The 21,772-nt window shown below is 71.8% G+C and carries 20 protein-coding genes; 4 read left to right on the top strand and 16 right to left on the bottom strand.

Annotated elements, in window-relative coordinates:
* Positions 1-173: 173 nt before the first annotated feature.
* The 3 genes from KVA01_RS04890 (at position 174) to disA (ending at position 4,013) form a co-directional block, all read left to right on the top strand.
* A complete protein-coding gene (locus KVA01_RS04890) occupies positions 174-1,331 on the top strand; it encodes an FUSC family protein (RefSeq protein WP_068471128.1) in 1,158 nt (385 codons plus the stop codon).
* 64 nt (positions 1,332-1,395) lie between these two features.
* On the top strand, positions 1,396-2,790 hold the full coding sequence (gene radA / locus KVA01_RS04885; RefSeq protein WP_068471126.1) for a DNA repair protein RadA: 1,395 nt from the start codon (positions 1,396-1,398) through the stop codon (positions 2,788-2,790).
* 146 nt (positions 2,791-2,936) lie between these two features.
* Entirely contained in the window at positions 2,937-4,013 is a 1,077-nt protein-coding gene (disA, locus tag KVA01_RS04880; protein ID WP_141269142.1) for a DNA integrity scanning diadenylate cyclase DisA, read from the top strand.
* 149 nt (positions 4,014-4,162) lie between these two features.
* Here disA and KVA01_RS04875 read toward each other — a convergent pair whose 3' ends face one another.
* Positions 4,163-4,891, bottom strand: a complete 729-nt coding sequence (locus KVA01_RS04875; RefSeq protein WP_141269140.1) for a DUF4232 domain-containing protein — start codon at positions 4,889-4,891, stop codon at positions 4,163-4,165.
* A 25-nt stretch (positions 4,892-4,916) separates the two neighbouring features.
* On the opposite strand from KVA01_RS04875, the gene KVA01_RS04870 reads away from it, so the two are divergent.
* On the top strand, positions 4,917-5,900 hold the full coding sequence (locus tag KVA01_RS04870) for an iron-sulfur binding domain-containing protein (RefSeq protein WP_068471120.1): 984 nt from the start codon (positions 4,917-4,919) through the stop codon (positions 5,898-5,900).
* Here KVA01_RS04870 and KVA01_RS04865 read toward each other — a convergent pair.
* The 15 genes from KVA01_RS04865 to ftsH all read right to left on the bottom strand — a co-directional run bounded on the left by KVA01_RS04865 (position 5,884) and on the right by ftsH (position 21,535).
* Positions 5,884-6,402 carry an amino-acid N-acetyltransferase gene (locus tag KVA01_RS04865; protein WP_141269136.1) on the bottom strand — a complete coding sequence of 173 codons (519 nt, stop codon included), beginning with the start codon at positions 6,400-6,402 and terminating at the stop codon, positions 5,884-5,886. The two genes, KVA01_RS04870 and KVA01_RS04865, sit on opposite strands and share 17 nt — an antisense overlap.
* 221 nt (positions 6,403-6,623) lie before the next feature.
* On the bottom strand, positions 6,624-9,242 hold the full coding sequence (locus KVA01_RS04860) for an ATP-dependent Clp protease ATP-binding subunit (protein WP_068471117.1): 2,619 nt from the start codon (positions 9,240-9,242) through the stop codon (positions 6,624-6,626).
* Between the two features lie 297 nt (positions 9,243-9,539).
* On the bottom strand, positions 9,540-9,881 hold the full coding sequence (locus KVA01_RS04855; protein WP_068471115.1) for a histone-like nucleoid-structuring protein Lsr2: 342 nt from the start codon (positions 9,879-9,881) through the stop codon (positions 9,540-9,542).
* Positions 9,882-10,119: 238 nt separating this feature from the next.
* Positions 10,120-10,395, bottom strand: coding sequence for a hypothetical protein (locus KVA01_RS04850; RefSeq protein ID WP_231860714.1), 276 nt, complete (start codon positions 10,393-10,395; stop codon positions 10,120-10,122).
* A gap of 61 nt (positions 10,396-10,456) precedes the next feature.
* Entirely contained in the window at positions 10,457-11,989 is a 1,533-nt protein-coding gene (gene lysS / locus KVA01_RS04845; RefSeq protein WP_068471111.1) for a lysine--tRNA ligase, read from the bottom strand.
* An 18-nt stretch (positions 11,990-12,007) separates the two neighbouring features.
* Positions 12,008-12,856 (bottom strand): pantoate--beta-alanine ligase, encoded by an 849-nt coding sequence (gene panC, locus KVA01_RS04840; protein WP_068471109.1) that lies wholly within the window; start codon positions 12,854-12,856, stop codon positions 12,008-12,010.
* On the bottom strand, positions 12,853-13,830 hold the full coding sequence (locus tag KVA01_RS04835) for a Rossmann-like and DUF2520 domain-containing protein (RefSeq protein ID WP_068471107.1): 978 nt from the start codon (positions 13,828-13,830) through the stop codon (positions 12,853-12,855). The genes panC and KVA01_RS04835 overlap by 4 nt, the downstream gene beginning before the upstream one ends.
* 50 nt (positions 13,831-13,880) lie before the next feature.
* Positions 13,881-15,761, bottom strand: a complete 1,881-nt coding sequence (locus KVA01_RS04830) for a PH domain-containing protein (protein WP_082810524.1) — start codon at positions 15,759-15,761, stop codon at positions 13,881-13,883.
* Complete coding sequence (locus tag KVA01_RS04825; RefSeq protein WP_068471105.1) at positions 15,758-16,282, bottom strand: PH domain-containing protein; 525 nt, start codon at positions 16,280-16,282, stop codon at positions 15,758-15,760. Before KVA01_RS04825 ends, KVA01_RS04830 begins: the two co-directional genes overlap by 4 nt.
* On the bottom strand, positions 16,266-16,820 hold the full coding sequence (locus tag KVA01_RS04820; RefSeq protein ID WP_068471103.1) for a DUF3180 domain-containing protein: 555 nt from the start codon (positions 16,818-16,820) through the stop codon (positions 16,266-16,268). The genes KVA01_RS04825 and KVA01_RS04820 overlap by 17 nt, the downstream gene beginning before the upstream one ends.
* The gene (folK, locus tag KVA01_RS04815; RefSeq protein ID WP_082810522.1) at positions 16,808-17,404 is read right to left on the bottom strand and encodes a 2-amino-4-hydroxy-6-hydroxymethyldihydropteridine diphosphokinase; all 597 of its coding nucleotides are present in this window, start codon (positions 17,402-17,404) and stop codon (positions 16,808-16,810) included. Before folK ends, KVA01_RS04820 begins: the two co-directional genes overlap by 13 nt.
* Positions 17,401-17,817, bottom strand: coding sequence for a dihydroneopterin aldolase (folB, locus tag KVA01_RS04810; RefSeq protein WP_068471101.1), 417 nt, complete (start codon positions 17,815-17,817; stop codon positions 17,401-17,403). The genes folK and folB overlap by 4 nt, the downstream gene beginning before the upstream one ends.
* Positions 17,814-18,743 carry a dihydropteroate synthase gene (gene folP / locus KVA01_RS04805; protein ID WP_082810520.1) on the bottom strand — a complete coding sequence of 310 codons (930 nt, stop codon included), beginning with the start codon at positions 18,741-18,743 and terminating at the stop codon, positions 17,814-17,816. The genes folB and folP overlap by 4 nt, the downstream gene beginning before the upstream one ends.
* On the bottom strand, positions 18,740-19,420 hold the full coding sequence (gene folE, locus KVA01_RS04800; protein WP_174805702.1) for a GTP cyclohydrolase I FolE: 681 nt from the start codon (positions 19,418-19,420) through the stop codon (positions 18,740-18,742). Before folE ends, folP begins: the two co-directional genes overlap by 4 nt.
* Entirely contained in the window at positions 19,421-21,535 is a 2,115-nt protein-coding gene (gene ftsH / locus KVA01_RS04795; protein ID WP_068471099.1) for an ATP-dependent zinc metalloprotease FtsH, read from the bottom strand.
* Positions 21,536-21,772 lie beyond the last annotated feature (237 nt).

Below are 21,772 nucleotides of genomic sequence, written 5' to 3'. Positions count from 1 at the left end.
ACAGCTGGCGGGGGACCGGAGTGGGGGACGACGCCGCCCCTCGGCGGCGTCGTCGTGCCTCCCGTGCGCCGCGGACCCGCGGCCCGACGGGACCGCTCCCCCTGGGCCGCGGGCACGGCCACCGCGGGCGCTCGCACCCGACGTCCCTCGGCCCGGAAGCCTAGGATGGCCTCATGGCGTCCCCGGAAGCAGCTGGCCCCCGCTCCCGGCTCCGCCGTGTCGCAGCGCTTGCGCGCCGCCGTGTCCGCACGGGCTGGGCGCGGATGTCCGCCGGTTTCTTCCAGGCGGTCCAGATGACGGTCGCCGCCGTGAGCGCCTACGTGATCGCGGAGCGGCTGCTGGGCCACCACGGCCCCATCTTCGCCGCCACCGCGGCCCTGGTCTCCCTGGGCTACGCCAAGGGCGGCGTGCGCTACCGGCGCGTGCTGGAGGTGTCCCTGGGCTGCACCCTGGGGATCGTGATGGGCGACCTCCTGATCACCGTGCTGGGCCCCGGGGAGTGGCAGGCCGCCGTCGTGCTGCTCGTGTCCCTGCTGCTCGCCAGGTTCCTCGACAACGGCGTCATCTTCACCACCCAGATGGGCCTGCAGTCCGTGCTCGTGGTGCTGCTCCCGCCCTCCCAGGACGGCGTGTTCGGCCGCTCCCTCGACGCCGTGGTGGGTTGCCTCTGCGCGCTCGTCCTCGCGTACATCGTGCCGCAGGACCCCCGCCGCGAACCCCGGCAGGACCTCGGCAAGCTGATCGGGGAGTTCACGCAGATGCTCACCGACTGCTCGCACGCCGTCGCGGACTCGGACGCCACCCTCGCGTGGCACGCCCTCGTGCGGGGGCGCCAGACCCAGCCCCTCGTGGACTCGGTGCGCACGGGCCTGAAGGGCTCGCGCGAGATCACGCACGCGTCCCCGCTGTACCGGCGGCACCGGCACGAGATCGACGAGCTCAGCGAGAGCATCCGCTACCTGGACCTCGCGGTGCGCAACTCGCGGGTCTTCGCGCGTCGTCTGGCCGCCGTGCTCAACCGCGTGACGCTCGCGGACGAGGCCATCGCCTCCCTCTCCGAGGCGCTCGCGGACGTCTCCGACGCCGTCCTCAGCCTCGGCCACGCCCTCGCGGTCAGCCACGAGCCCACCCGGGAGAGCTACCTGCGCCAGACCCGCAACGAGCTGATCTCCGTGGCGCAGCGGCTGGAGCCCGGGGCCATGGGCATCCGCACCATGGAGGGCGAGGCGCTCGTGCTGCTGCTGCGGCCCATGGTCGTGGACCTGCTGGAGGCCGCCGGTGTCTCCCACGAGAACGCGGCCAAGCAGCTGCCGCCGCTCGGCGCGCAGTGAGAGGGGGGCACGCATCCCACGGGCGGCGCTTATGCGCGTCGGACGGTCACCCTACGGTGGCCCCATGAGCACCAGGACCCGCAAGCCCTCCGTGACCTACCGCTGCACGGAGTGCGGCTGGACCACCGCCAAGTGGGTGGGGCGCTGCGGCGAGTGCCAGGCGTGGGGCACCGTGCAGGAGATGGGCGCGGACCAGGAGCACGGCCGCACGCGCGCCGCGCCCACCGTGGCCGTTCCCGCGCGCCCCATCTCGCAGGTGGACTCCTCCGTCGCGCGCTTCACCCCCACCCAGGTCCCGGAGCTGGACCGGGTGCTCGGTGGCGGGCTCGTGCCCGGCGCCGTGATCCTGCTCGCCGGCGAGCCCGGGGTGGGCAAGTCCACGCTGCTGCTCGACGCCGCAGCGAAGGTCGCCGGCGGCGCGGACGCCCCCCGCACGGTGCTGTACGTGACCGGCGAGGAGTCCGCCGCCCAGGTGAAGCTGCGCGCGGAGCGCATCAACGCCCTGTCGGAGACCCTCTACCTCGCGGCGGAGTCGGACCTCTCCGCCGCTCTGGCGCAGGTGGAGGCGCTGTCCCCGGACCTGCTCGTGGTGGACTCCGTGCAGACACTGGCGAGCTCGGAGATCGAGGGATCCGCCGGCGGGGTGAGCCAGGTGCGGGAGGTCGCCGCGAGCCTGATCCACGCCGCGAAGACCCGGAACATGACCACGCTGCTCGTGGGGCACGTGACCAAGGAGGGCTCCATCGCGGGGCCGCGGCTGCTCGAGCACCTGGTGGACGTGGTGTGCCAGTTCGAGGGGGACAAGCACTCGCGGATCCGGCTGCTGCGCGCGGTCAAGAACCGTTTCGGCCCCACGGACGAGGTGGGCTGCTTCGACCTCGAGGAGAACGGCATCCGCTCGGTCTCGGACCCATCCGGGCTGTTCGTCTCCCGCACCCCGGTGCCGGTGGCCGGAACGTGCCTGAGCGTGACCGTGGAGGGCCGCCGGCCCCTGCTCGCGGAGGTCCAGGCCCTGCTCGACAAGTCCAGCACCGCCCAGCCGCGCCGCGCCACCGCCGGGCTGGACAACTCCCGCGTGGCCATGCTGCTGGCCGTGCTGCAGCGCCGGGCGGGCGTGGCCCTGGCGAGCATGGACTGCTACGTCTCCACGGTGGGCGGCGTGCGGCTCACGGAGCCCGCCACGGACCTCGCCGTGTGCATGGCCCTGGCCTCCGCCGCGCAGGACCGACCCCTCCCCCAGCGGCTCGTGTGCTTCGGGGAGATCGGTCTGGCCGGCGAGGTCCGGCCCGTGCCGGAGATCAACCGCCGCATCCAGGAGGTCGCCCGGCTGGGCTTCACGCACGCGGTGGTCCCCGCCTCCCCCAACGGGCCCGGGAAGATCCCGCCGGGCTTCTCGGTGCGCGAGGTCACCACCGTCAACCAGGCCATGGAGCTGCTCTTCCCGCCCCGCGGGGACTGAGCACGGGCGGGGGCGGACCACCAGCGCGGGTACTGGCCCGGCACGGGGGACGGACCACGGACGCGGGCATGGGCACGGGTACGGGACAGCCCTGGGACCTGCCCGTGACGTGCGGGTGATCACCGTGCTGACCATAGAATGGGGCCGTGGTGAAGACACGTGAGACCGCCCTGCGGAAGACCCTCGCCAGGGTGGCGCCCGGTACCGAGCTGCGGACCGGGCTGGAGCGCATCCTGCGGGGGCGCACCGGGGCACTGATCGTCCTGGGTTTCGAGCGCTCCGTGGAGGCGCTGTGCTCCGGCGGCTTCGACATCGACACCGACTTCACCCCCACCAAGCTGCGGGAGCTCGCCAAGATGGACGGCGCGATCGTGTGCGACCGGGACGCCTCCCGCATCCTCAAGGCTGGGGTGCAGCTCATGCCGGACGCACGGATCGCCACGCAGGAGTCCGGCACCCGGCACCGCTCCGCGGAGCGCACCGCCCGGCAGACCGGGCTGCCCGTGATCGCCGTGAGCCAGTCCATGAGCGTGATCACCATCTACGTGGACGACTACCGCTACGTGATCGAGGGCTCCCAGGCCATCATGGCGCGCGCCAACCAGGCCCTGCAGACCCTGGAGCACTACAGCAACCGACTGGAGCAGGTGCTGGGCAGCCTCTCCGCGCTGGAGATCGAGGCCGCGGTGACCGCCCGGGACGTCGCCCTGACCCTGCAGCGCATGGAAATGGTGCGGCGGATCTCGGAGGAGATCGGCTGGTACGTGCTCGAGCTCGGCGAGGACGGCCGGCTCATCTCCCTGCAGCTCGAGGAGCTCACGGCGGGCACCGGGCCCGGGCCCGACGTCGTGCTGCGCGACTACCTCCCGGACACCACCTCCCAGGAGGAGTTCGACGCCGCCCTGGAGCGGTTGGCGCAGCTGTCCTCCGCGGAGCTGATCGACCTGCAGAAGGTCTCGACCGCCGCCGGGCTCACCACGGCGCAGGGAACGCTGGAGACCGAACTGCACCCGCACGGCTACCGGCTCCTGGCGGGCATCAAGTCCATGCCGCGGGCGGTCGCCAACCGCCTGGTCGCCCAGTTCGACGGCCTGCAGTCCCTCATGGCCGCGAACCTGGAGGACCTGATGTCCGTGGAGGGCATCGGCGGGCAGCGCGCCCGCACGGTCCGTGAGTCGCTGTCCCGCATGGCGGAGACGAGCCTGCTCGACCGCTTCATGTGAGGCTGCCGCCCGGAGCCCTTCCCCCCCCCGGGGGAGGCGCGTGCCGCCGAGCGGTGCCGCCTCACCGGCCCCCGTACCGGTCCTCCGCATCACTCCCCCGCACCGGCAGCATCACGGGACGTCGCGGCCGGGCCGAGCGCCCGGGCCGACTACTGCAGGACGAACGCGACCTTCTCGCTGCTCGTGTCCCCCAGCGAGGCCGTGAGGTTGTAGTAGCCCGCGAGTGCCTCGGCCTGGCCCGCCGGACACCCGTCCGCCGTGCGGACGCGGTTCCAGGTGAGGCGGGCGCTCTCCTTCTGCCCGGCGTTGAGCGTGACGTTCTTGTCCTCGGTCTTCGCGGCGCAGTTGCGGGAGTCGAAGACCGTGTCCGCGCCGGAGGTCACCACGAACGCCATCTGCTTGCTCCCGGCGTCGACCGTGCACGGGGCGTCCCCGGTGTTCTCCAGCGTCATGACGAGCACGGGCTGCTCCTTGGCGGCGTAGGTCTCCTTGTCCGTGGAGGCCGTGACCGACAGGTTTGTGCCGCACGCCTTGGGCGCGCTGCTCGCGCTCGGGGAGGACGACGACGCCGCCGCGCTGCCCGACGCCGCCGGGGTGGGCCGGGGCGTGAATCCGGCGAACTTCTGGTCCGGGTCCGAGGTCGCCTGGGCGGTCGCGGTGGCTACCGGGGCCGTCTCCTCCGCGTCCGAGCCCGAGGAGGTCACGGCCCGCACGCCCATGACCACGGCCGAGACGACCACCAGCACGAGGACCACCAGCACGGCCAGGGCGACCAGGCGGCGTCGGCGGTAGACGTGCTCCGGCAGACGGGCCTCCGGCGCGTCGTCCTCGGAGGGGTGCGTGCTGCGGTCGTGCCGCTCGGAACCGTGGGAAGCCATGGTCTCCACGTTACCGTGGGGAGTTATGAACCCGAGTGCCGAGACCCCCGTGGGAGAGCGTCGTCGTGGGCTCCAGCGGGCCGTGGTGGACTGGTACCGGCGGGAGTCCCGGGAGCTGCCGTGGCGCGCTCCGGAGCGGACCCCGTGGCAGGTGCTCGTCAGCGAGATCATGCTGCAGCAGACACCCGTGGCGCGTGTGCTGCCCGTGTGGCGGCGCTGGCTGGAGCGCTGGCCCGAGCCGTCGGACCTCGCGGACGCCTCCCCCGCGGACGTGGTCCGGGCGTGGGGCCGGCTCGGCTACCCGCGGCGCGCGCTGCGCCTGCACGCCGCCGCGCAGAGCATCCGCGACGAGCACGGGGGGCGCGTCCCGGACGACCACGCCGCACTGCTGGCTCTGCCCGGGATCGGCGCATACACGGCCGCCGCGGTCGCGGTCTTCGCGTTCGGCCAACGACACACCGTGGTTGACACCAACATCCGGCGGGTCGAGGCGCGGCTCGTCTCCGGCCGGGCACTGCCCTCCCGCTCCCTGACCGCGGCGGAGACCCGGCTGGCGGAGGAGCTGCTGCCGGACGACGTCGCCGAGTCCGTCGCGTGGAACCAGGCGGTCATGGAGCTGGGCGCGCTCGTCTGCACCGCCCGTTCCCCGCGCTGCGACGAGTGCCCGGTGCAGGACGAGTGCGCATGGGTTGCCGCCGGGCGCCCGCCGGCCGAGAAGACTCCCCGGGGTCAGGCCTGGAAGGGCACGGACCGTCAGGTGCGCGGCGCCATCATGGCCGTGCTGCGCGCGGCCGAGGAGCCCGTGCCCCGGCCCCTGCTGCTCGCGGACGTGGTGAGCGCCGAGCAGCTCGCGGCGCAGCACCCGAGCCCGCCGGACGTGGTCGTGGAGCACCTGACGAAGCTGTGGCACCTGCCGGCACCTGCGGAGCAGCGCGAGCGGGCCCTGGCCGGGCTGCTCGCGGACGGGCTCGCCGCCCAGGACGACGGCGCCGTCAGCCTTCCGGCGTGACCGAACGGATCATGCGGGTGTTGCCCAGCGTGTTGGGCTTCACCCGGGCGAGGTCCAGGTACTCCGCCACGCCCTCGTCGTGCGAGCGCAGCAGCTCCGTGAAGACCTCCGGGGGGATCGTCTCCTGGTTGGCCATCACCTCGAAGCCGTGCGCCGCGAAGAACGGCACCTCGAACGTGAGGCAGAAGACCCGGCTCACCCCCAGGCGCGAGGCCCGCGCGAGCAGCTCCTCGAGCATCCGACCGCCCACCCCGTGACCCCGGGCCGCCGGGGAGGTCGCGAGCGTGCGCACCTCCGCGAGGTCCTCCCACATCACGTGTAGCGCACCGCAGCCCACCAGGGTCCCCTCGGCATCCTGCGCGACCACGAACTCCTGGATGTTCTCGTAGTACGTGACGGTGTCCTTGGTGATCAGGATGCGCTCGGCCGCCATGGGCGCCACGAGCTCCTTGATCCCGTGCACGTCCGAGGTCCGTGCGGGGCGGATGTGGATCTCTGTCATGCACCCGACTGTACGCGGCGGACGGCCCCGCCCAACCCGCGGCGGGGACCTGCGGCCCCCGCGGTGGCACGCCGCGGCACCTGCGGCGGCGAGCCCCGGGCGCCCACGGTGGGGAGCTCCGGCACGAACGAGAGCGGGCGGCGTCGTGAACCGCTGCGGTCCACGACGCCGCCCGCTCGGGTCGGCGCGGAGGGCGCCCTGCTCGGTGCCCTCCTCAAGGGTCAGGCCTGGGCCTGCGCCGCCCCGCCCCCGGTGTCGCCACCGGAGTGGGGAGCCCGCGGGACGTCCTTGCCCGACTGGCTGTCGTCCCCGTCCGTGAGGCTCGGCGTGTTCTCGATCTCCGCCAGCTCCTCGTCCGAGAGCTCGGACATGGGCGTGGAGGAGAACGTGAAGGTGGCCTGGTCACCCTCGCCCTCGACACCCACCGTGATCTTCTCCCCGGACGCGATCTCGCCGAAGAGGATCCGCTCGGAGAGCTGGTCCTCGATCTCGCGCTGCATGGTGCGGCGCAGCGGTCGAGCACCCATGGCGGGGTCGTAGCCGCGCTTGGCCACGAGCTTCTTGGCGTCGTCCGTGAGCGTGATCGACATGTCCTGCTCGCGCAGCCGCTGCTGCAGCCGGGCCACGAACAGGTCGACGATCTGCACGATCTCCTTCTCGCTCAGCTGCGGGAACACGATGGTCTCGTCCACGCGGTTGAGGAACTCCGGCCGGAAGTGCTCCTTGAGCTCCTCCTGCACCTTCGCCTGCATGCGGTCGTAGGAGGTCGCCGCGTCCCCGCTGGCCTGGAAGCCCACGGGAACCGTGCGGGAGATGTCCCGGGTGCCCAGGTTGGTGGTCATGATGATCACCGTGTTCTTGAAGTCCACCACGCGGCCCTGCGAGTCGGTCAGGCGACCGTCCTCGAGGATCTGCAGCAGGGAGTTGAACAGGTCCTGGTGCGCCTTCTCGACCTCGTCGAAGAGCACCACGGAGAACGGCTTGCGGCGCACCTTCTCGGTGAGCTGGCCGCCCTCCTCGTAGCCCACGTACCCCGGAGGGGCACCGAAGAGCCGCGAGACCGTGTGCTTCTCCTGGTACTCGGACATGTCCAGCGTGATGAGGGCGTCCTCGTCACCGAACAGGAACTCCGCGAGCGCCTTGGCGAGCTCGGTCTTGCCCACGCCGGTGGGGCCCGCGAAGATGAACGAGCCACCGGGACGGCGGGGGTCCTTCAGACCCGCACGGGTGCGGCGGATCGAGCGGGACAGGGCCTTGATGGCCTCGTCCTGGCCGATGACGCGCTTGTGCAGCTCGTCCTCCATGTGCAGCAGCCGCCCGGACTCCTCCTCGGAGAGCTTGTACACCGGAACGCCGGTGGACGCCGAGAGCACGTCCGAGATGACCTCCGGGGTGACCTCGGAGATCTGCTCGTCCCCCTCGCGCCAGGCCTTGTCCTTCTCGTCCCGCTCCGCGATGAGCTTCTGCTCGGTGTCGCGCAGCGCGGCGGCCTTCTCGTAGTCCTGGCCGTCGATCGCGGCTTCCTTGCCCTGCTTGGTCTCCGCGATCTTCTCGTCCAGGGCCTTGATCTCCGGCGGGGCCGTCATGCGCTTGATGCGCAGGCGGGCACCGGCCTCGTCGATCAGGTCGATCGCCTTGTCCGGCAGGAACCGGTCCGAGACGTAGCGCGCGGACATGCTCACGGCGGCCTCGAGGGCGTCGTCAGAGATGGACACGCGGTGGTGCGCCTCGTACTTGTCCCGCAGACCCTTGAGGATCTCCACGGCGTGGGCCTCGGAAGGCTCGTCCACCTGAATGGGCTGGAAGCGACGCTCCAGGGCGGCGTCCTTCTCGATGTGCTTGCGGTACTCGTCCAGCGTGGTGGCGCCGATGGTCTGCAGCTCGCCGCGGGCCAGCATGGGCTTGAGGATGGAGGCGGCGTCGATCGCGCCCTCGGCGGCACCCGCACCCACCAGGGTGTGGATCTCGTCGATGAACAGGATGATGTCACCGCGCGTGCGGATCTCCTTGAGCACCTTCTTCAGCCGCTCCTCGAAGTCACCGCGGTAGCGGGAGCCCGCCACCAGGGAGCCGAGGTCCAGCGTGTAGAGCTGCTTGTCCTTTAGCGTCTCGGGGACGTCCCCGCGCACGATGGCCTGCGCGAGGCCCTCGACCACGGCGGTCTTGCCCACGCCGGGCTCGCCGATCAGCACCGGGTTGTTCTTGGTGCGCCGGGAGAGCACCTGCATCACGCGCTCCATCTCGCGGTAGCGCCCGATCACCGGGTCCAGCTGGGACTCGCGCGCGGCCGCGGTGAGGTTGCGGCCGAACTGGTCCAGCACGGCGGACCCGGCGGGGGTCCCCTCCGCGCGGCCACCGGTGCCGACGCCGGCGGCCTCCTTCTCGCCGCCGCCGTTGCCGGACTGGTAGCCGGAGATGAGCTCGAGCACGGTGGCCCGGACCTTCGCGGGGTCCGCGCCGAGCTTGACGAGCACCTGGGAGGCCACGCCCTCGCCGGCGCGGATGATCCCGAGCAGGATGTGCTCGGTGCCGATGTAGTTGTGCCCCAGCTGCAGCGCCTCGCGCAGCGAGTGCTCCAGCACCTTCTTGGCGCGGGGCGTGAACGGGATGTGGCCGGAGGGCGCCTGCTGGCCCGGGCCGATGATGTCCTGGACCTGCTCGCGCGCGGCGCTCAACGTGATGCCCATGGACTCGAGGGCCTTGGCGGCAACGCCCTCTCCTTCATGGATCAGGCCGAGCAGCAGGTGCTCGGTCCCGATGTAGTTGTGGTTGAGCATCCTGGCCTCTTCCTGGGCCAGCACGACGACCCTGCGGGCACGGTCGGTGAAGCGTTCGAACATGGATACTCCTTCATTGATCTCTGCCAACGATGCTAGGCATCCGATCCGCCGTACCGGGCACTGTTCGCCACTGGCGCACGGTATCCAGCCCTCAGCAAAATTCCGGGATCCCCCGCGCCCCCAGCACACCCGGCACGGCCACCGGACAGCTCGCACAGACGACTCACGCGAACACGGAAACGGCCGGAACGCGTCCCTTTGGACGCCTTCCGGCCGTTCTCCTGAAAGGTGCGGTGCGCTCAGGAGCCGCGCTCCCCCGCCACCGCGGCCGCTCCCCGCGGGGACCGGCCGTGCGGATCAGTTGCCGTTGGCGGCGTAGTACTTGTCCTGGATGTCCTGGTGGATCCGGCCGCGGTCCGAGACGGGCAGACCCTGCTCCTTGGCCCACGCGCGGATCTTCGGGGTCTCCGGGTTGCCGGAACGGCTGGGACGGGTGGTCGCGGCAGCGCTGCGCCCGGTCTTGGCGGTGGCGCGGCGGCCGGCGGTCACGTAGGGACGCAGGGCGTCACGCAGCTTGGTGGCGTTCTCCGAGCTGAGGTCGATCTCGTACTGACCGCCGTCCAGACCGAAACGCACGGTTTCGCTGGCCTCGCCGCCGTCGATGTCGTCCTCAAGAATGATTTTCACGGTCTGAGCCATGGTCTTCTCCTCCAGATGCCCCGCGGGCCGAATAGATCTTTTGTTCGCTCTCGTGAACAGGTGCTGTGGGGTGAAACACGGCAATTCGCGTGCTCCGCGGGAATCCCCCGCTCGTGCTGCATGCGCTGCATGACATTCACGACAATGCGGGCCTACCGGTCCGCAGATTCCCACGAACACGCTGCCGCCGAATCACGTGCACCATCATTGCACGCAATTCGAATATTGTCATCACGGCCTATTCGGTGCGTTTGGGATCTTCCGAAGAATCACGGATAGGAATGCTGTTGCGCAGTTCCAGTCCACGCGGCGGCCGCGAGTTCTCCTCCGGGTGGCCGAACGGGACGTCGTCGCCGTCGCGCTCGCGCACCGCCCGGTACCAGCGCTCGGCGTCCTCCTGGGCCTCCGCCTGGGCCGCGCGCTCGGTGCGGTCCCCACGGAACAGCCAGCGCATGATGAAGTAGAACACCGCTCCGACGCCCAGCGAGGGCAGAAATACCGCCACGTAATCCATGTGGGTGATCATCCTCCGTGGGACTGTGCGATTGCTGAGGGCGGGTGCGGGACGCCGCGATTCACTCGGGCTTCATGAGCGGGAAGAGAATGGTCTCCCGGATACCGAGGTTCGTGAAGAGCATGATGAGCCGGTCCAGCCCGAGTCCCAGTCCGCCCATGGGCGGGGCGCCGTGCTCCAGTGCGCGCAGGAAGTCCTCGTCCAGCTGCATGGCTTCTTCGTCCCCGGCGGCGGCGAGCAGGGATTGTTCCACGAGGCGTTCACGCTGCACCACGGGATCGATCAATTCCGAGAATGCGGTGCCGCGCTCCATTCCGCCGATGATCAGGTCCCACGCCTCGATCACGCCGGGCTCCGAGCGGTGCGGGCGGGCGAGCGGCTGGGCGGCCGGCGGGTAGTCGCACACGAACGTGGGCTGCAGCAGGGTGGGCTCGATGATCTCCTCGAACAACTCCATCACGAGCTTCTGCGCGTCCCACGCCGGGTCCACGGGGATCTCGCGCTCCGCAGCGAGTGCGCGCAGCTCCTCCGCCGGGGTTTCGGGCGTGATCGTGCGGCCCACGGCCTCGGAGAGGCCCGGGTACACGGAGAGCCACGTCCACTCGCCGAACAGCTCGATGCGCCCCTGGGGGGTGTCGATGTGCTCGACACCGAGCTCGCGGGCGCACTCCTGGATGATCTCCTGGATCAGCGTGGCCATCGTGAACTGGTCCCCGTAGGCCTGGTACGCCTCCAGGGTGGTGAACTCGGGGCTGTGGGAGGAGTCCACGCCCTCGTTGCGGAACACGCGCCCGATCTCGTAGACGTTCTCGACGCCACCCACCACGGCCCGCTTGAGGTAGAGCTCGGTGGCGATGCGCAGGGTCATGTCCTGGTCGAACGCGTTGAGGTGGGTCTCGAACGGCCGCGCGGAGGCGCCGCCGTGGATCAGCTGGAGCATGGGGGTCTCGATTTCCACGTAGGCGTTGCGCTCCATGACCCGGCGCACGGTGCGCATGATCGCGGCACGCAGCAGCACGACGTCGCGCGCCTGCTGGCGCACGATGAGATCCAGGTAGCGCTGGCGCACCCGGGTCTCCTCGTTGAGCTCCTTGTGCATGGTGGGAAGGGGCCGCAGGGCCTTGGACGCCATGGTCCAGGAGCCCGCCATGACGGAGAGCTCGCCGCGGCGGGAGCTGATCACGCGACCGGTGACGGCCACGAAGTCGCCCAGGTCCACGAGCGCCTTCCACTGCGCGAGGGACTCGTCCCCCACGTTGGCCTTGGAGAGCATGACCTGCAGGCGGGTGCCGTCCCCTTCCTGGAGGGTTCCGAAGCACAGCTTGCCCGTGTTGCGCACGTGCACCACGCGCCCGGCCACCGTGACGGTGTGCTCGGTCTCCTCACCAGCCTCCAGGTGACCGAACTCCTCGCGCACCTCGGCCAGCGTGGTGGTGCGGCCCACACCCACCGGGTAGGGGGCCATCCCGGCCTCCTCGGCCGCGCGGCGCTTCGAGGCGCGCACCAGCATCTGGTCGTTGAGCTCGTGGGCGCTCAGCTCGTCGTCGGAGCCGGCGGACGCTGCGGGAACGGTGGATTCAGGCTGTTCGGTCACAGTGGACCAGGATACCGGTCAGGCGGGGATGCGCATGTTGTCGATCAGCCGGGTGGGCCCCACCCACGCGGCCACGAGCGCCAGTGCCCCCGGGCGCGGTTCCTGGACCGTCAGCGTGGCCGGGTCCACGGTCACGAGGTAGTCGAGCGAGACGTCGGGCTCCGCGTCCACACGGCGTCGCGCCTGCTCGAGCGTGAGCTCGCCCGCCGCGAGCGCCACCAGGGTCGAGTGCAGCACGAGGGCGTGCTCGGCCTGCTCCGCGGAGAGGTACTGGTTGCGGGAGGACAGGGCCAGCCCGCGCTCGGAGCGCACGATGGGCACCGGGCGGATCTCCACGCGGTGATCGAAATCACGGACCATGCGCTGCATCAGCAGCAGCTGCTGAGCGTCCTTTTCCCCGAAGTACGCGCGGAACGGGGTGGCCGGGCCGGGGGCCACGATGGTGAACAGCTTGTTCACCACGGTCAAGGCACCGTCGAAGTGCCCCGGTCGGGTGGCGCCCTCCAGCATCGCGCCGGCCGCCCCGGAGGTCACGGAGACCACGGGGGTGCCGTCCGGGTACATCTCTTCCACGGAGGGCGCGAACACGAGGTCGACTCCCTCCTCCGCGAGCAGGGCGACGTCGTCGTCGAGCCGCCGGGGGTAGCTCTCGAAGTCCTCGCCGGGGCCGAACTGCAGCGGGTTCACGAACACCGAGACGACCGCGAGGTCGTTCTCCGCGCGCGTGCGCCGTGCGATCTCCAGGTGGCCGCGGTGCAGGGCGCCCATGGTGGGCAGCAGGCCCACGCTCGCGGCGCCGGCGGCCACCCGCGCGGCGACCTCCTCGCGCAGCTGTGCCACGGTGGTGCACACCAGGGGTGCGTTCATGCTCGGTCCTCGTTCTCGAGCGCGGCGATCACCGCGCGGTAGGTGGTCTCGTCGATCCGTCCGGAGGCGACGGCGCGGCGCGCGGTCTGGTGGGCCAGGGCCCGGTAGCCCGCCAGTAGCTGCTCCCCCGGGCCCGGAACGGCCGTGCCGGCATCCCGGTCGGAGTCGCCGGGCCGGGAACCGGCGTCCGCGGGGGCGCCGTCCCCGGCGAGCTCCCGCAGCGCCGCGACGTGCGCGACCACGGTGGAGACGTCCCCGCGGGCCACGGGACCCGTGAGGGCGTTCTCCCCCGAGGCCAGGGCATTGTCCACGGTGGCCCGCACGAGCGGCCCCAGCACACGGTCGGGGTGCTCCACACCGATCTCCCCGAGCACCTGCATGGACTCCCCGAGAATGGTCATCACGTGGTTGGAGCCGTGGGCGAGCGCGGCGTGGTAGAGCGGGCGGTCCGCCTCCGCGATCACCACGGGCTCGGCACCCATTTCCACCACGAGCGCCTGCGCGATGGGGAGCACGGGTGCCGCGGCGGTGACCCCGAAGCTGCAGTCCACGAGCCTCTGCAGGTCCAGGCTGAGCCCGGTGAAGGTCATGGCGGGGTGCACGGCCAGGCCGATGCCCCCGGCGGCGCGGACGGGTTCCAGGACCTCCGTGCCGTAGCGCCCGGAGGTGTGGACCACGAGCTGGCCGGGCTGCCACGCGCCGATGGCCGCGAGCCCGCTCACGAGTCCCGGCAGCTGGTCGTCCGGGACGGCCAGCAGGACGAGCTCGCTGCGCTCCACGATGGTGGGGACGTCCAGCACGGGAACCTCCGGCAGCAGGGCGGCCGCGCGCTCCCGGCTCTCCGGCGAGGACGCGTGCACCCCCACGACCGCGTGCCCCGCGGCGCGCAGGGCGGCACCGAGCACGGCACCGACCTTTCCCGCGCTGATGACGCCCACCCCGAGACGACCGGGGCGCTGACTGGACTGGGACACGGGGAACTCCTCGGGAGGGACGGCGGCACGCACAGGGTAGCGCACGCCCCTCACACGTCGGGCGTGCCGCCCCCCCGGGCGTCGTTCGCCCGGCCGTCCTCGGCGGCGACGTCGCCGTGCCGCCCGCCGGAGCGCTCCCGCGCCGCCCGGGCGAGCTCGGACTGGTGCCACTGCAGCTCGCGGGCCTGGGCGACGTCCAGGTGGTGCACCGAGGTGACCACGGAGCCCGCGGTCACATGCACGGCGAAACCGCTCAAGCCCAGTCGGCGCTCCAGCGGCCCCTGCCTCAGGGCGGAGGACTGCGTCTTGTGGTGCGGGACCACGCTCGTCCGGCGGGTGAGCCGGCCGCGGCGCAGCACCAGGCAGGAGTCGTCCAGCGCGAAGCCGGTGCGCCGCCACGTGAGCGGGTCCAGCCAGCGGGCACGGCGGGGGCTCGTGGTGAACCGGCCCTCGCCGCCGATCCCGCGCAGTCCCTCCGTGACGAGCTCCACGGGTGCGTCCTGCACCGGCAGCACGAGCTCCAGGATCTCCCGCACCTGCTCCGCCGTGCCCACCGGGAGCACCAGGGAGCCGAGCCCCGCGGCGTCGTCGGCACCGCCCTTGCCCGCAGTGGTCACGGTCACGCGGTGGCCGTCGAAGAAGCGCCAGAGCAGCGGGCGGGTGACCTGCAGGGCCTGCACGCGGCCCGTGGGGATGGTTGAGGAGCGCTCGTTGAACAAGCCCGCGCGGGTGCGGGCGCCGCTGGGCACCTCGCTGAGGGTGAAGCCCCAGCTCTTCTCGGTGCGCGAGTACAGCCCGGAGACGACGGCCAGCAGCATCGGCAGGAACGAGGGCACCACCACGACCAGCGCGTCCGGGTAGACGCGCCACGCGACCACGGCGGCCACGACCATGACGGCCAGGACCACCGCGGGCGGCGAGCACACGAGACTCAGCACCACCCGCAGCGTGGGCACGGTGAAGACACGGCGCAGCTCGTCCTGCTCCCCGAGCAGCCCGTGGCGGCGGGCCACGCGCACGTCCACGCGGTCGCGGTCGGTGCCGCGGGGATCGGTACCGTCCCGGCCGGTGGCCTCGCGGTCGGTGTCCGAGGACGACGACGCCGCGGCGCGAGTTCCCTGCGCCTGGTGAGCGGGAAGGGCCCAGGGGGCGACGGCTCGGCCGGTTCCGTCCCCGCGGTTCTCGACGGGGAGCCCTTCCGGTGGCACGGTGGCGGACCCGGTGACCGGGAACGGTTCACTGTCCTCCCCCGCGGCCCGGGGCATCGGCCCTGCGGCTGCCCCGGTTGTCGTCCCGGGCGACGACGCCGCGGCCCCGGCGGCCGCGCGGGCCCTCCCGGCGGCGTCGTCGGCGGCCTCGTGCGCCGCGACGAGCAGCTGCTCCCGCAGCTGACGCGCGTGGTCGCGGCCCAGGTAGGACAGTTCGAGGACGCTGGACCCGCCGTCCGCGACGTCGAACTTCAGGGATGCGAGACCCAGGATGCGGGGCAGGAACCGGCGCTCGATGTCGATGCCCTGGACGCGGTCCAGGCGTGCCTGACGCTGGGTGCGGAAGAGCCAGCCGCTGCGGAAGCGCACGTGCTGATCCGTGATCTGGTAGCGGGTGAACCACCACGAGAGCAGCCCGAGCCCGATCAGCAGGCCCAGCACACCGCACAGCACCGCGATCAGCAGGCCCGCGCCGACCACCTGGAGGGCGCCGTCCACGTCCACCTCCACGGGCTCGCCCTTGATGAGCGCGGAGACGACGTCCTCCACGAACGTGTGGCCGATCCCCCACGCGAGGGCCACGAGCAGCAGCCAGCTGCGCACGAACGGGGTCAGGGGGTGGACGCGGTGCCACGCGTCCGGGGCGTCGGGGGTCGGCGCGGGCGGGGCCGTGCCGTCACGCGTCCCGCGCGGGAGCACCGTCCCGTCCTGCCGGGCCGTCACAGGCCCACCATGTGGGCTTCACCGCGCTCCGTGAGCTGCTCCCGCAACCGGTCCGCCTCCGCGCGGGGCAGCCCGGGCAGCACGGCGTCGGTTCCGGCGGACGCGGTGTGCAGCGTCACCGAGGCGAGGCCGAAGGCGTTGAGCACGGGTCCGGTGCTAATCTCCACGTACTGCATGCGCCCGTAGGGCACCACGGTCACGGTGCGGAAGAGCAGTCCCTTGCGCAGCCACAGCTCGGTGGGAGCCTCCGCGTAGCCGATGGCCCGCACGCGCCGCGGGATCAGCACCAGCTTCACGAGGCCCCACAGCACCACGACGGCCGGGGGCAGCCACAGCCACCACGGCACGTCCCCGTCCCACAGGCGCAGCAGCACCAGGAGCACCGGGATCGAGGCGATCGCGGTCCACACCACCGTGGAGACCACCTGGTTGAGCAGCCGCACCGTCACGTACCGCGGTGCGACGCGCTGCCACGACAGCTGGGCCGGAGCGAGGTCCTGGGGATCATTCGTGGCGGGCATAGCCTCCCTCTCCAGTGGCGTACGGGTCACGCCGTCCAGGGTAGGGGGTCTCCTCCTCCGCGTCCGGGTCATCCGGTGGCAGCCGGCACGATTTCTCCACGATCCAGCCCAGGACCATGAGGACCACTCCCGCGGCCACCTGGGCCACGCACTGCCACAGCGGCTGCTGCGTGGAGCGCACGGCGAGCAGCGCCACCTGGTCCACGAGCAGCCCCGCGTGCCAGCCCGTGCACAGGGCTCCGTAGTACGCGATGGCCTGCGCCGCCGCGGCGGTCCCCACGGCCCACACGGGGTCGTACGGCTTGCGCCGGGCCGGGTCCGTACGGCGCGCCGCGCCCTTCTCCGGGTCCCGGTACACGCGCAGCCGCAGCCCCAGGTAGCCGACGACGACGCCCGCGCCCAGTTCCGCGACCAGGCTCACCCACGGCAGGATCAGCAGCGACTGCTGCGCGCCGCTCACCACGTGGTTGATGCTCCAGCCCACCGCGGCGGTCACGGCGGCGACCACCACGAGGGTCCACGGGTTCAGGTAGCGCACGGGGGTTCTCCTTCCGGTCCGGGGTGGTCGGTCTGCACCTGCGCGACGGAGCCGTCCGTCCCGGGTGCACGGTCCTCCGAGGGGCGCTCGGACAGCGTCAGGTCCGTGACCCGCAGGTCCTCCCGGTCCGCGGCGGCGTCGGCGAGTTCGCGCACGGAACGGCCCTCGAGCGTGGCCGCCGGGTCCATGAGAGCCCACGGCTCGAGCACGAAGGCACGCCGCGCCGCGCGCGGGTGGGGCAGCAGCAGGCGGGGGTCCTCGCTGCGCACGCCCTCGAAGCACACGACGTCCAGGTCCAGGGTGCGCGGACCCCAGCGCACCTCGCGGGTGCGGCCGTGGGTGTTCTCGATGTCCTGGCACACGGTGAGCACCTCGTCCGGGGAGAGCCCGGTCTCCAGCTCCACGACCGCGTTGAGGTAGTCCGGGGAGTCCGCGGGCCCGCCCACGGAGCGCGTCTCCACCACGGGCGAGCACGCGCGGACCCGGGTGCGGGGTGCTGCGTCCAGCGCGGCCACAGCATCCCGCAGCGCGGCCGCCCGGTCACCCAGGTTCGCCCCCAGCGCGACGACGCACCGTGCCGTCATCGGCCCTCGTCCCCCGCGAGCGCGGCCCGGGAGCGGAAGATGCTCACCGCGACGTCCGAGAACGTGACGTCGATGGGCGCCTTGGGCTTGTGGACCGTCACGTCCAGCGCCGTCACCGGCGCGAAGCGGTCAAGAAGGCTGCGCGCGATCTCCTCCGCGAGCGCCTCGATCAGCTGGAAGCGGGTTCCGATGATGATCTCGCGCACGAGCTCCGCCACCTCCCCGTAGTTCACCGTGCGGGTGAGGTCGTCCGTGGCACCGGCGGCGGCGAGGTCCACGTAGAGCACGAGGTCCACGAAGAACGGCTGACCGCTGCGGCGCTCCTTCTCGAAGACACCGTGGTAGCCCACGGCGCCCAGGCCGGTCAGCGTGATGCGGTCGCAGTGGTTCGGGACGGGCACGATCTTGTTCATGACGGGTTGACTCCGTGATCCCGGGGGCGCAGGACGGGTGGGGTGACGCCGAGCCACGCGTGCGCGGTTGCCACCGCGTCCACCGTGCCCGCGACGTCGTGGACGCGCACCGCCCAGGCTCCCCCGAACGCGGACAGTGCGCTGATGGCGGCCGTGGCACCGTCGCGGCCCGTGACCGGGCGGGGCTCCCCGTCCTCGGCCAGCAGGGCGCCCAGGAACCGCTTGCGGGAGGCCGCCACGAGAACCCTGTGGCCGAGTTCCCGCAGCCGCGGCAGGGCGCGCAGCAGCTCCCAGTCCTGACCGCCGGCCTTGGCGAAGCCCAGGCCCGGGTCCACGATCAGCCGCTCCGGGCGGACCCCGGCGGTGAGCAGACGCTCGCGCACCGCGGTCAGTTCCGCGAGGACGTCCGCCACGGTGTCGTCGTAGTGGGTCAGGGAGGTCATGGTCGCGGGCGTGCCGCGCGAGTGCATGAGCACGTACGGGGCGCCGGTGCGGGCGGCGAGCGCCACCATCTCCGGGCTCACGTTCGTCCCGGAGACGTCGTTGACCATGTGCGCCCCGGCGGCCAGGGCGGCCTCGGCGGTCTCCGCGTGGAAGGTGTCCACACTGACGACGACGCCGCGGCGGCTCAGCTCCCGGATCACCGGCAGCACGCGGCGCTGCTCCTCTGCGGGCGCCACGGGTGTGCTGTGCGGGCGGGTGGACTCCCCACCCACGTCCACGATGTCCGCCCCCTCGCGCGCCAGGCGCAGCCCGTGCTCGATGGCCGCGGCCTCGGTGTCGTGGCGGCCGCCGTCGCTGAACGAGTCCGGGGTGACGTTGAGGACGCCCATCACCAGGGTGCGCCCGGTGGGCAGGCCGTCGAAGGACCCCCAGCCCAGGGCGTCGGCCGCTGCAGGGCGGGAGTCTGCGGGGCCGCCGGTCATCGCCGGTGCCCCGCGGCGATCAGGTTCATGGCCTCCGCGCGGGTCGCGGGGTCGCGCAGCTGTCCGCGCACCGCGGAGGTCACGGTCTGCGCACCCGGTTTGCGGACGCCCCGCATGGACATGCACAGGTGCTCGCACTCCACCACCACGATCGCCCCGGCCGGTGCCAGGTGCGCCACGAGGGCCTCGACCACCTGGGTGGTGAGCCGCTCCTGGACCTGCGGCCGCTTGGCGTAGAGGTCCACGAGGCGGGCGAGCTTCGACAGCCCGGTGACCTTGCCCTCGGGCCCGGGGATGTAGCCCACGTGGGCAACCCCGTGGAAGGGCACCAGGTGGTGCTCGCACGTGGAGAAGAACGGGATGTCCTTCACGAGCACCATCTCCGAGTGCCCGATGTCGAAGGACGTGGCGAGCAGCCGCGACGGATCCTGGTGCAGCCCCGCGAAGACCTCCGCGTACGCGCGGGCCACCCGCTGAGGAGTGTCCCGCAGACCGCTGCGGTCCGGGTCCTCCCCCACGGCGAGCAGGATCTCGCGCACGGCCGCGGCGATCCGCGGCTGGTCCACCTCGTGCGAGAGCTCAGCGTTCTCCGCGTACTCCGCGTAGGAGCCCGAGACCGGCTCCGCGGTGCGCGCGGACACCGGTTCCGGGCTGCCGTACTGGTCCTGCGGGGACATTCAGCGGCTCTCCCGCCGGACACCGCCCGGTTCCTGACCAGGGTCCTCGCCCTGGGCCCCGCCCTCGCCACCGGGCTGCGGGTCCTGGTGCTCGGGCACCTCCAGGGGGTGCTCCGGCTTGGCCGCGACCGCCTGGTCCTGGGGCGCCATGGTGCTGGGATCCTGCAGGTGCTTGCGCCGGGCCTCCTCACGCTCCGCGGAGGTCACGACCGGCGGGATGTCGGAGATCTGCCGCTCGTCGGCGGACTGCCACACCGGACGCAGGTCCCGCTGGGAGACGTCCTTGAAGATCTCGCGGATCTGCGCCTCGTTCAGCGTCTCCTTCTCGAGCAGCTCCAGCGCGAGCCGGTCCAGTACCGCGCGGTTCTCGAGCAGGATCTGGTGCGCCTCGGTGTGGGCCTGCTCCAGCAGCACCCGCACCTCGTCGTCCACCACGGCCAGCGTGTGGTCCGAGTACTCCTTGCAGCCGGAGCCCATCTCACGGCCCACGAACGGGTCCGAGTTGTCCCCGCCGATCTTCACGGAGCCGATCTTGGAGCTCATGCCGTACTGCGTGACCATCTTGCGGGCCGTGTCCGTGGCCTTCTGGATGTCGTTGGACGCACCCGTGGAGGGGTCGTGGAAGACGATCTCCTCCGCGGCGCGCCCGCCCATGGCGTAGGCCATCTGGTCCAGCAGCTCGTTGCGGGTGGTCGAGTACTTGTCGTCCGTGGGCATGACCATGGTGTAGCCCAGGGCACGACCGCGCGGCAGGATGGTGATCTTGGTGACCGGGTCCGTGTTGCGCAGGGCCGCGGCGACGAGCGCGTGGCCGCCCTCGTGGTACGCGGTGACCTTGCGCTCGAGCTCCTTCATGACGCGCGAGCGCTTCTGCGGCCCGGCGATCACGCGGTCGATCGCCTCGTCCACCGCCCGGTCGTCGATCAGCTGCGCGTGGGAGCGGGCGGTCAGCAGGGCGGCCTCGTTCATCACGTTGGCGAGCTCAGCACCCGTGAAGCCGGGGGTGCGCTTGGCCACGGACGCGAGGTCCACGTTCTCGGCCAGGGGCTTGTTCTTGGCGTGCACGCGCAGGATCTGCTCGCGGCCCTTCATGTCCGGGGCGTCCACGCCGATCTGCCGGTCGAAGCGGCCCGGGCGCAGCAGCGCGGGGTCCAGGACGTCCGGGCGGTTGGTGGCCGCGATCAGGATCACGTTGGTGTTGGCGTCGAAGCCGTCCATCTCCACGAGGAGCTGGTTCAGGGTCTGCTCGCGCTCGTCGTTGCCGCCGCCCATGCCGGCGCCGCGCTGGCGGCCCACGGCGTCGATCTCGTCCACGAAGATGATGGCCGGGGCGTTCTCCTTGGCCTGCTGGAAGAGGTCGCGCACGCGGGAGGCGCCCACGCCCACGAACATCTCCACGAAGTCCGAGCCGGAGATCGAGTAGAACGGCACGCCGGCCTCGCCCGCCACGGCCTTGGCCAGCAGGGTCTTGCCGGTGCCGGGAGGGCCGTAGAGCAGCACGCCCTTGGGGACCTTCGCGCCCACTGCGGTGAAGCGGTCGTGCTCCACCAGGAACTGCTTGATCTCGTCCAGCTCCTGGACGGCCTCGTCCGCACCCGCGACGTCCGCGAACGTGACCTCGGAGTTCTCCTTGTTGAACATCTTGGCCTTGGAGCGGCCGAACTTCATGGCCTGCCCACCGGTCTGCATGCGGGAGAAGACGAACCAGAAGATGCCCAGGATGATCAGGAACGGCAGCATGAAGCGCACGAGGGAGAGGAACCAGTTGTTCTCCACCGGCTGGTCCGTGAACCCGCTGAGGTGGGCGTCGTCCATGCTCTTGACGACCTCCTCCGCGCGCGGCTGCACGTAGAAGAACTCGACGTTCTTGCCGAGGTTCTGGTCGTCCTTGGTGAAGTCGTCCTTGAGGGAGAGCTCGACCTTCTGCTCACCGTCGTAGATCTTGGCCTCGTTGACCTTGCCGTCGTGCAGCAGCTCGAGGCCCACGTTGGTGTCCACGCGGGAGGAGGTGGGGCTGAACATCATGGCACCCACGGGCACCAGGACCACGATGGCGAGCAGGATCCAGAAGAACGGACCCTTGAAGAAACTGGTGGGTTTTTTTGCCGTGGCCAAGCCGATGATCCTCCCGTGGACGTGACACCTTGCCTCACGGCCCGCTCCCCTGCGGGTGGCCCTCCGGGCGGAGGGCCGGGGATCCGGCGGCCGTGGCGCGTATGGCACAATCTATCGTTTCGTGCGGCGCCTGTTCGCCTCGAGTGCGCGCCGTTTCTTTCTCAGCGCACACGGTCGGGTCACGCTACCGCGCCCGCCCCGGCGTTCACTGGGAGATCCGGGCGCACCGCCCGGCCC

It is taken from the genome of Kocuria varians (genome assembly GCF_006539885.1).
Classification (GTDB): Bacteria; Actinomycetota; Actinomycetes; order Actinomycetales; family Micrococcaceae; genus Kocuria; species Kocuria varians.
This window is presented reverse-complemented; position numbering and strand designations above follow the sequence as displayed.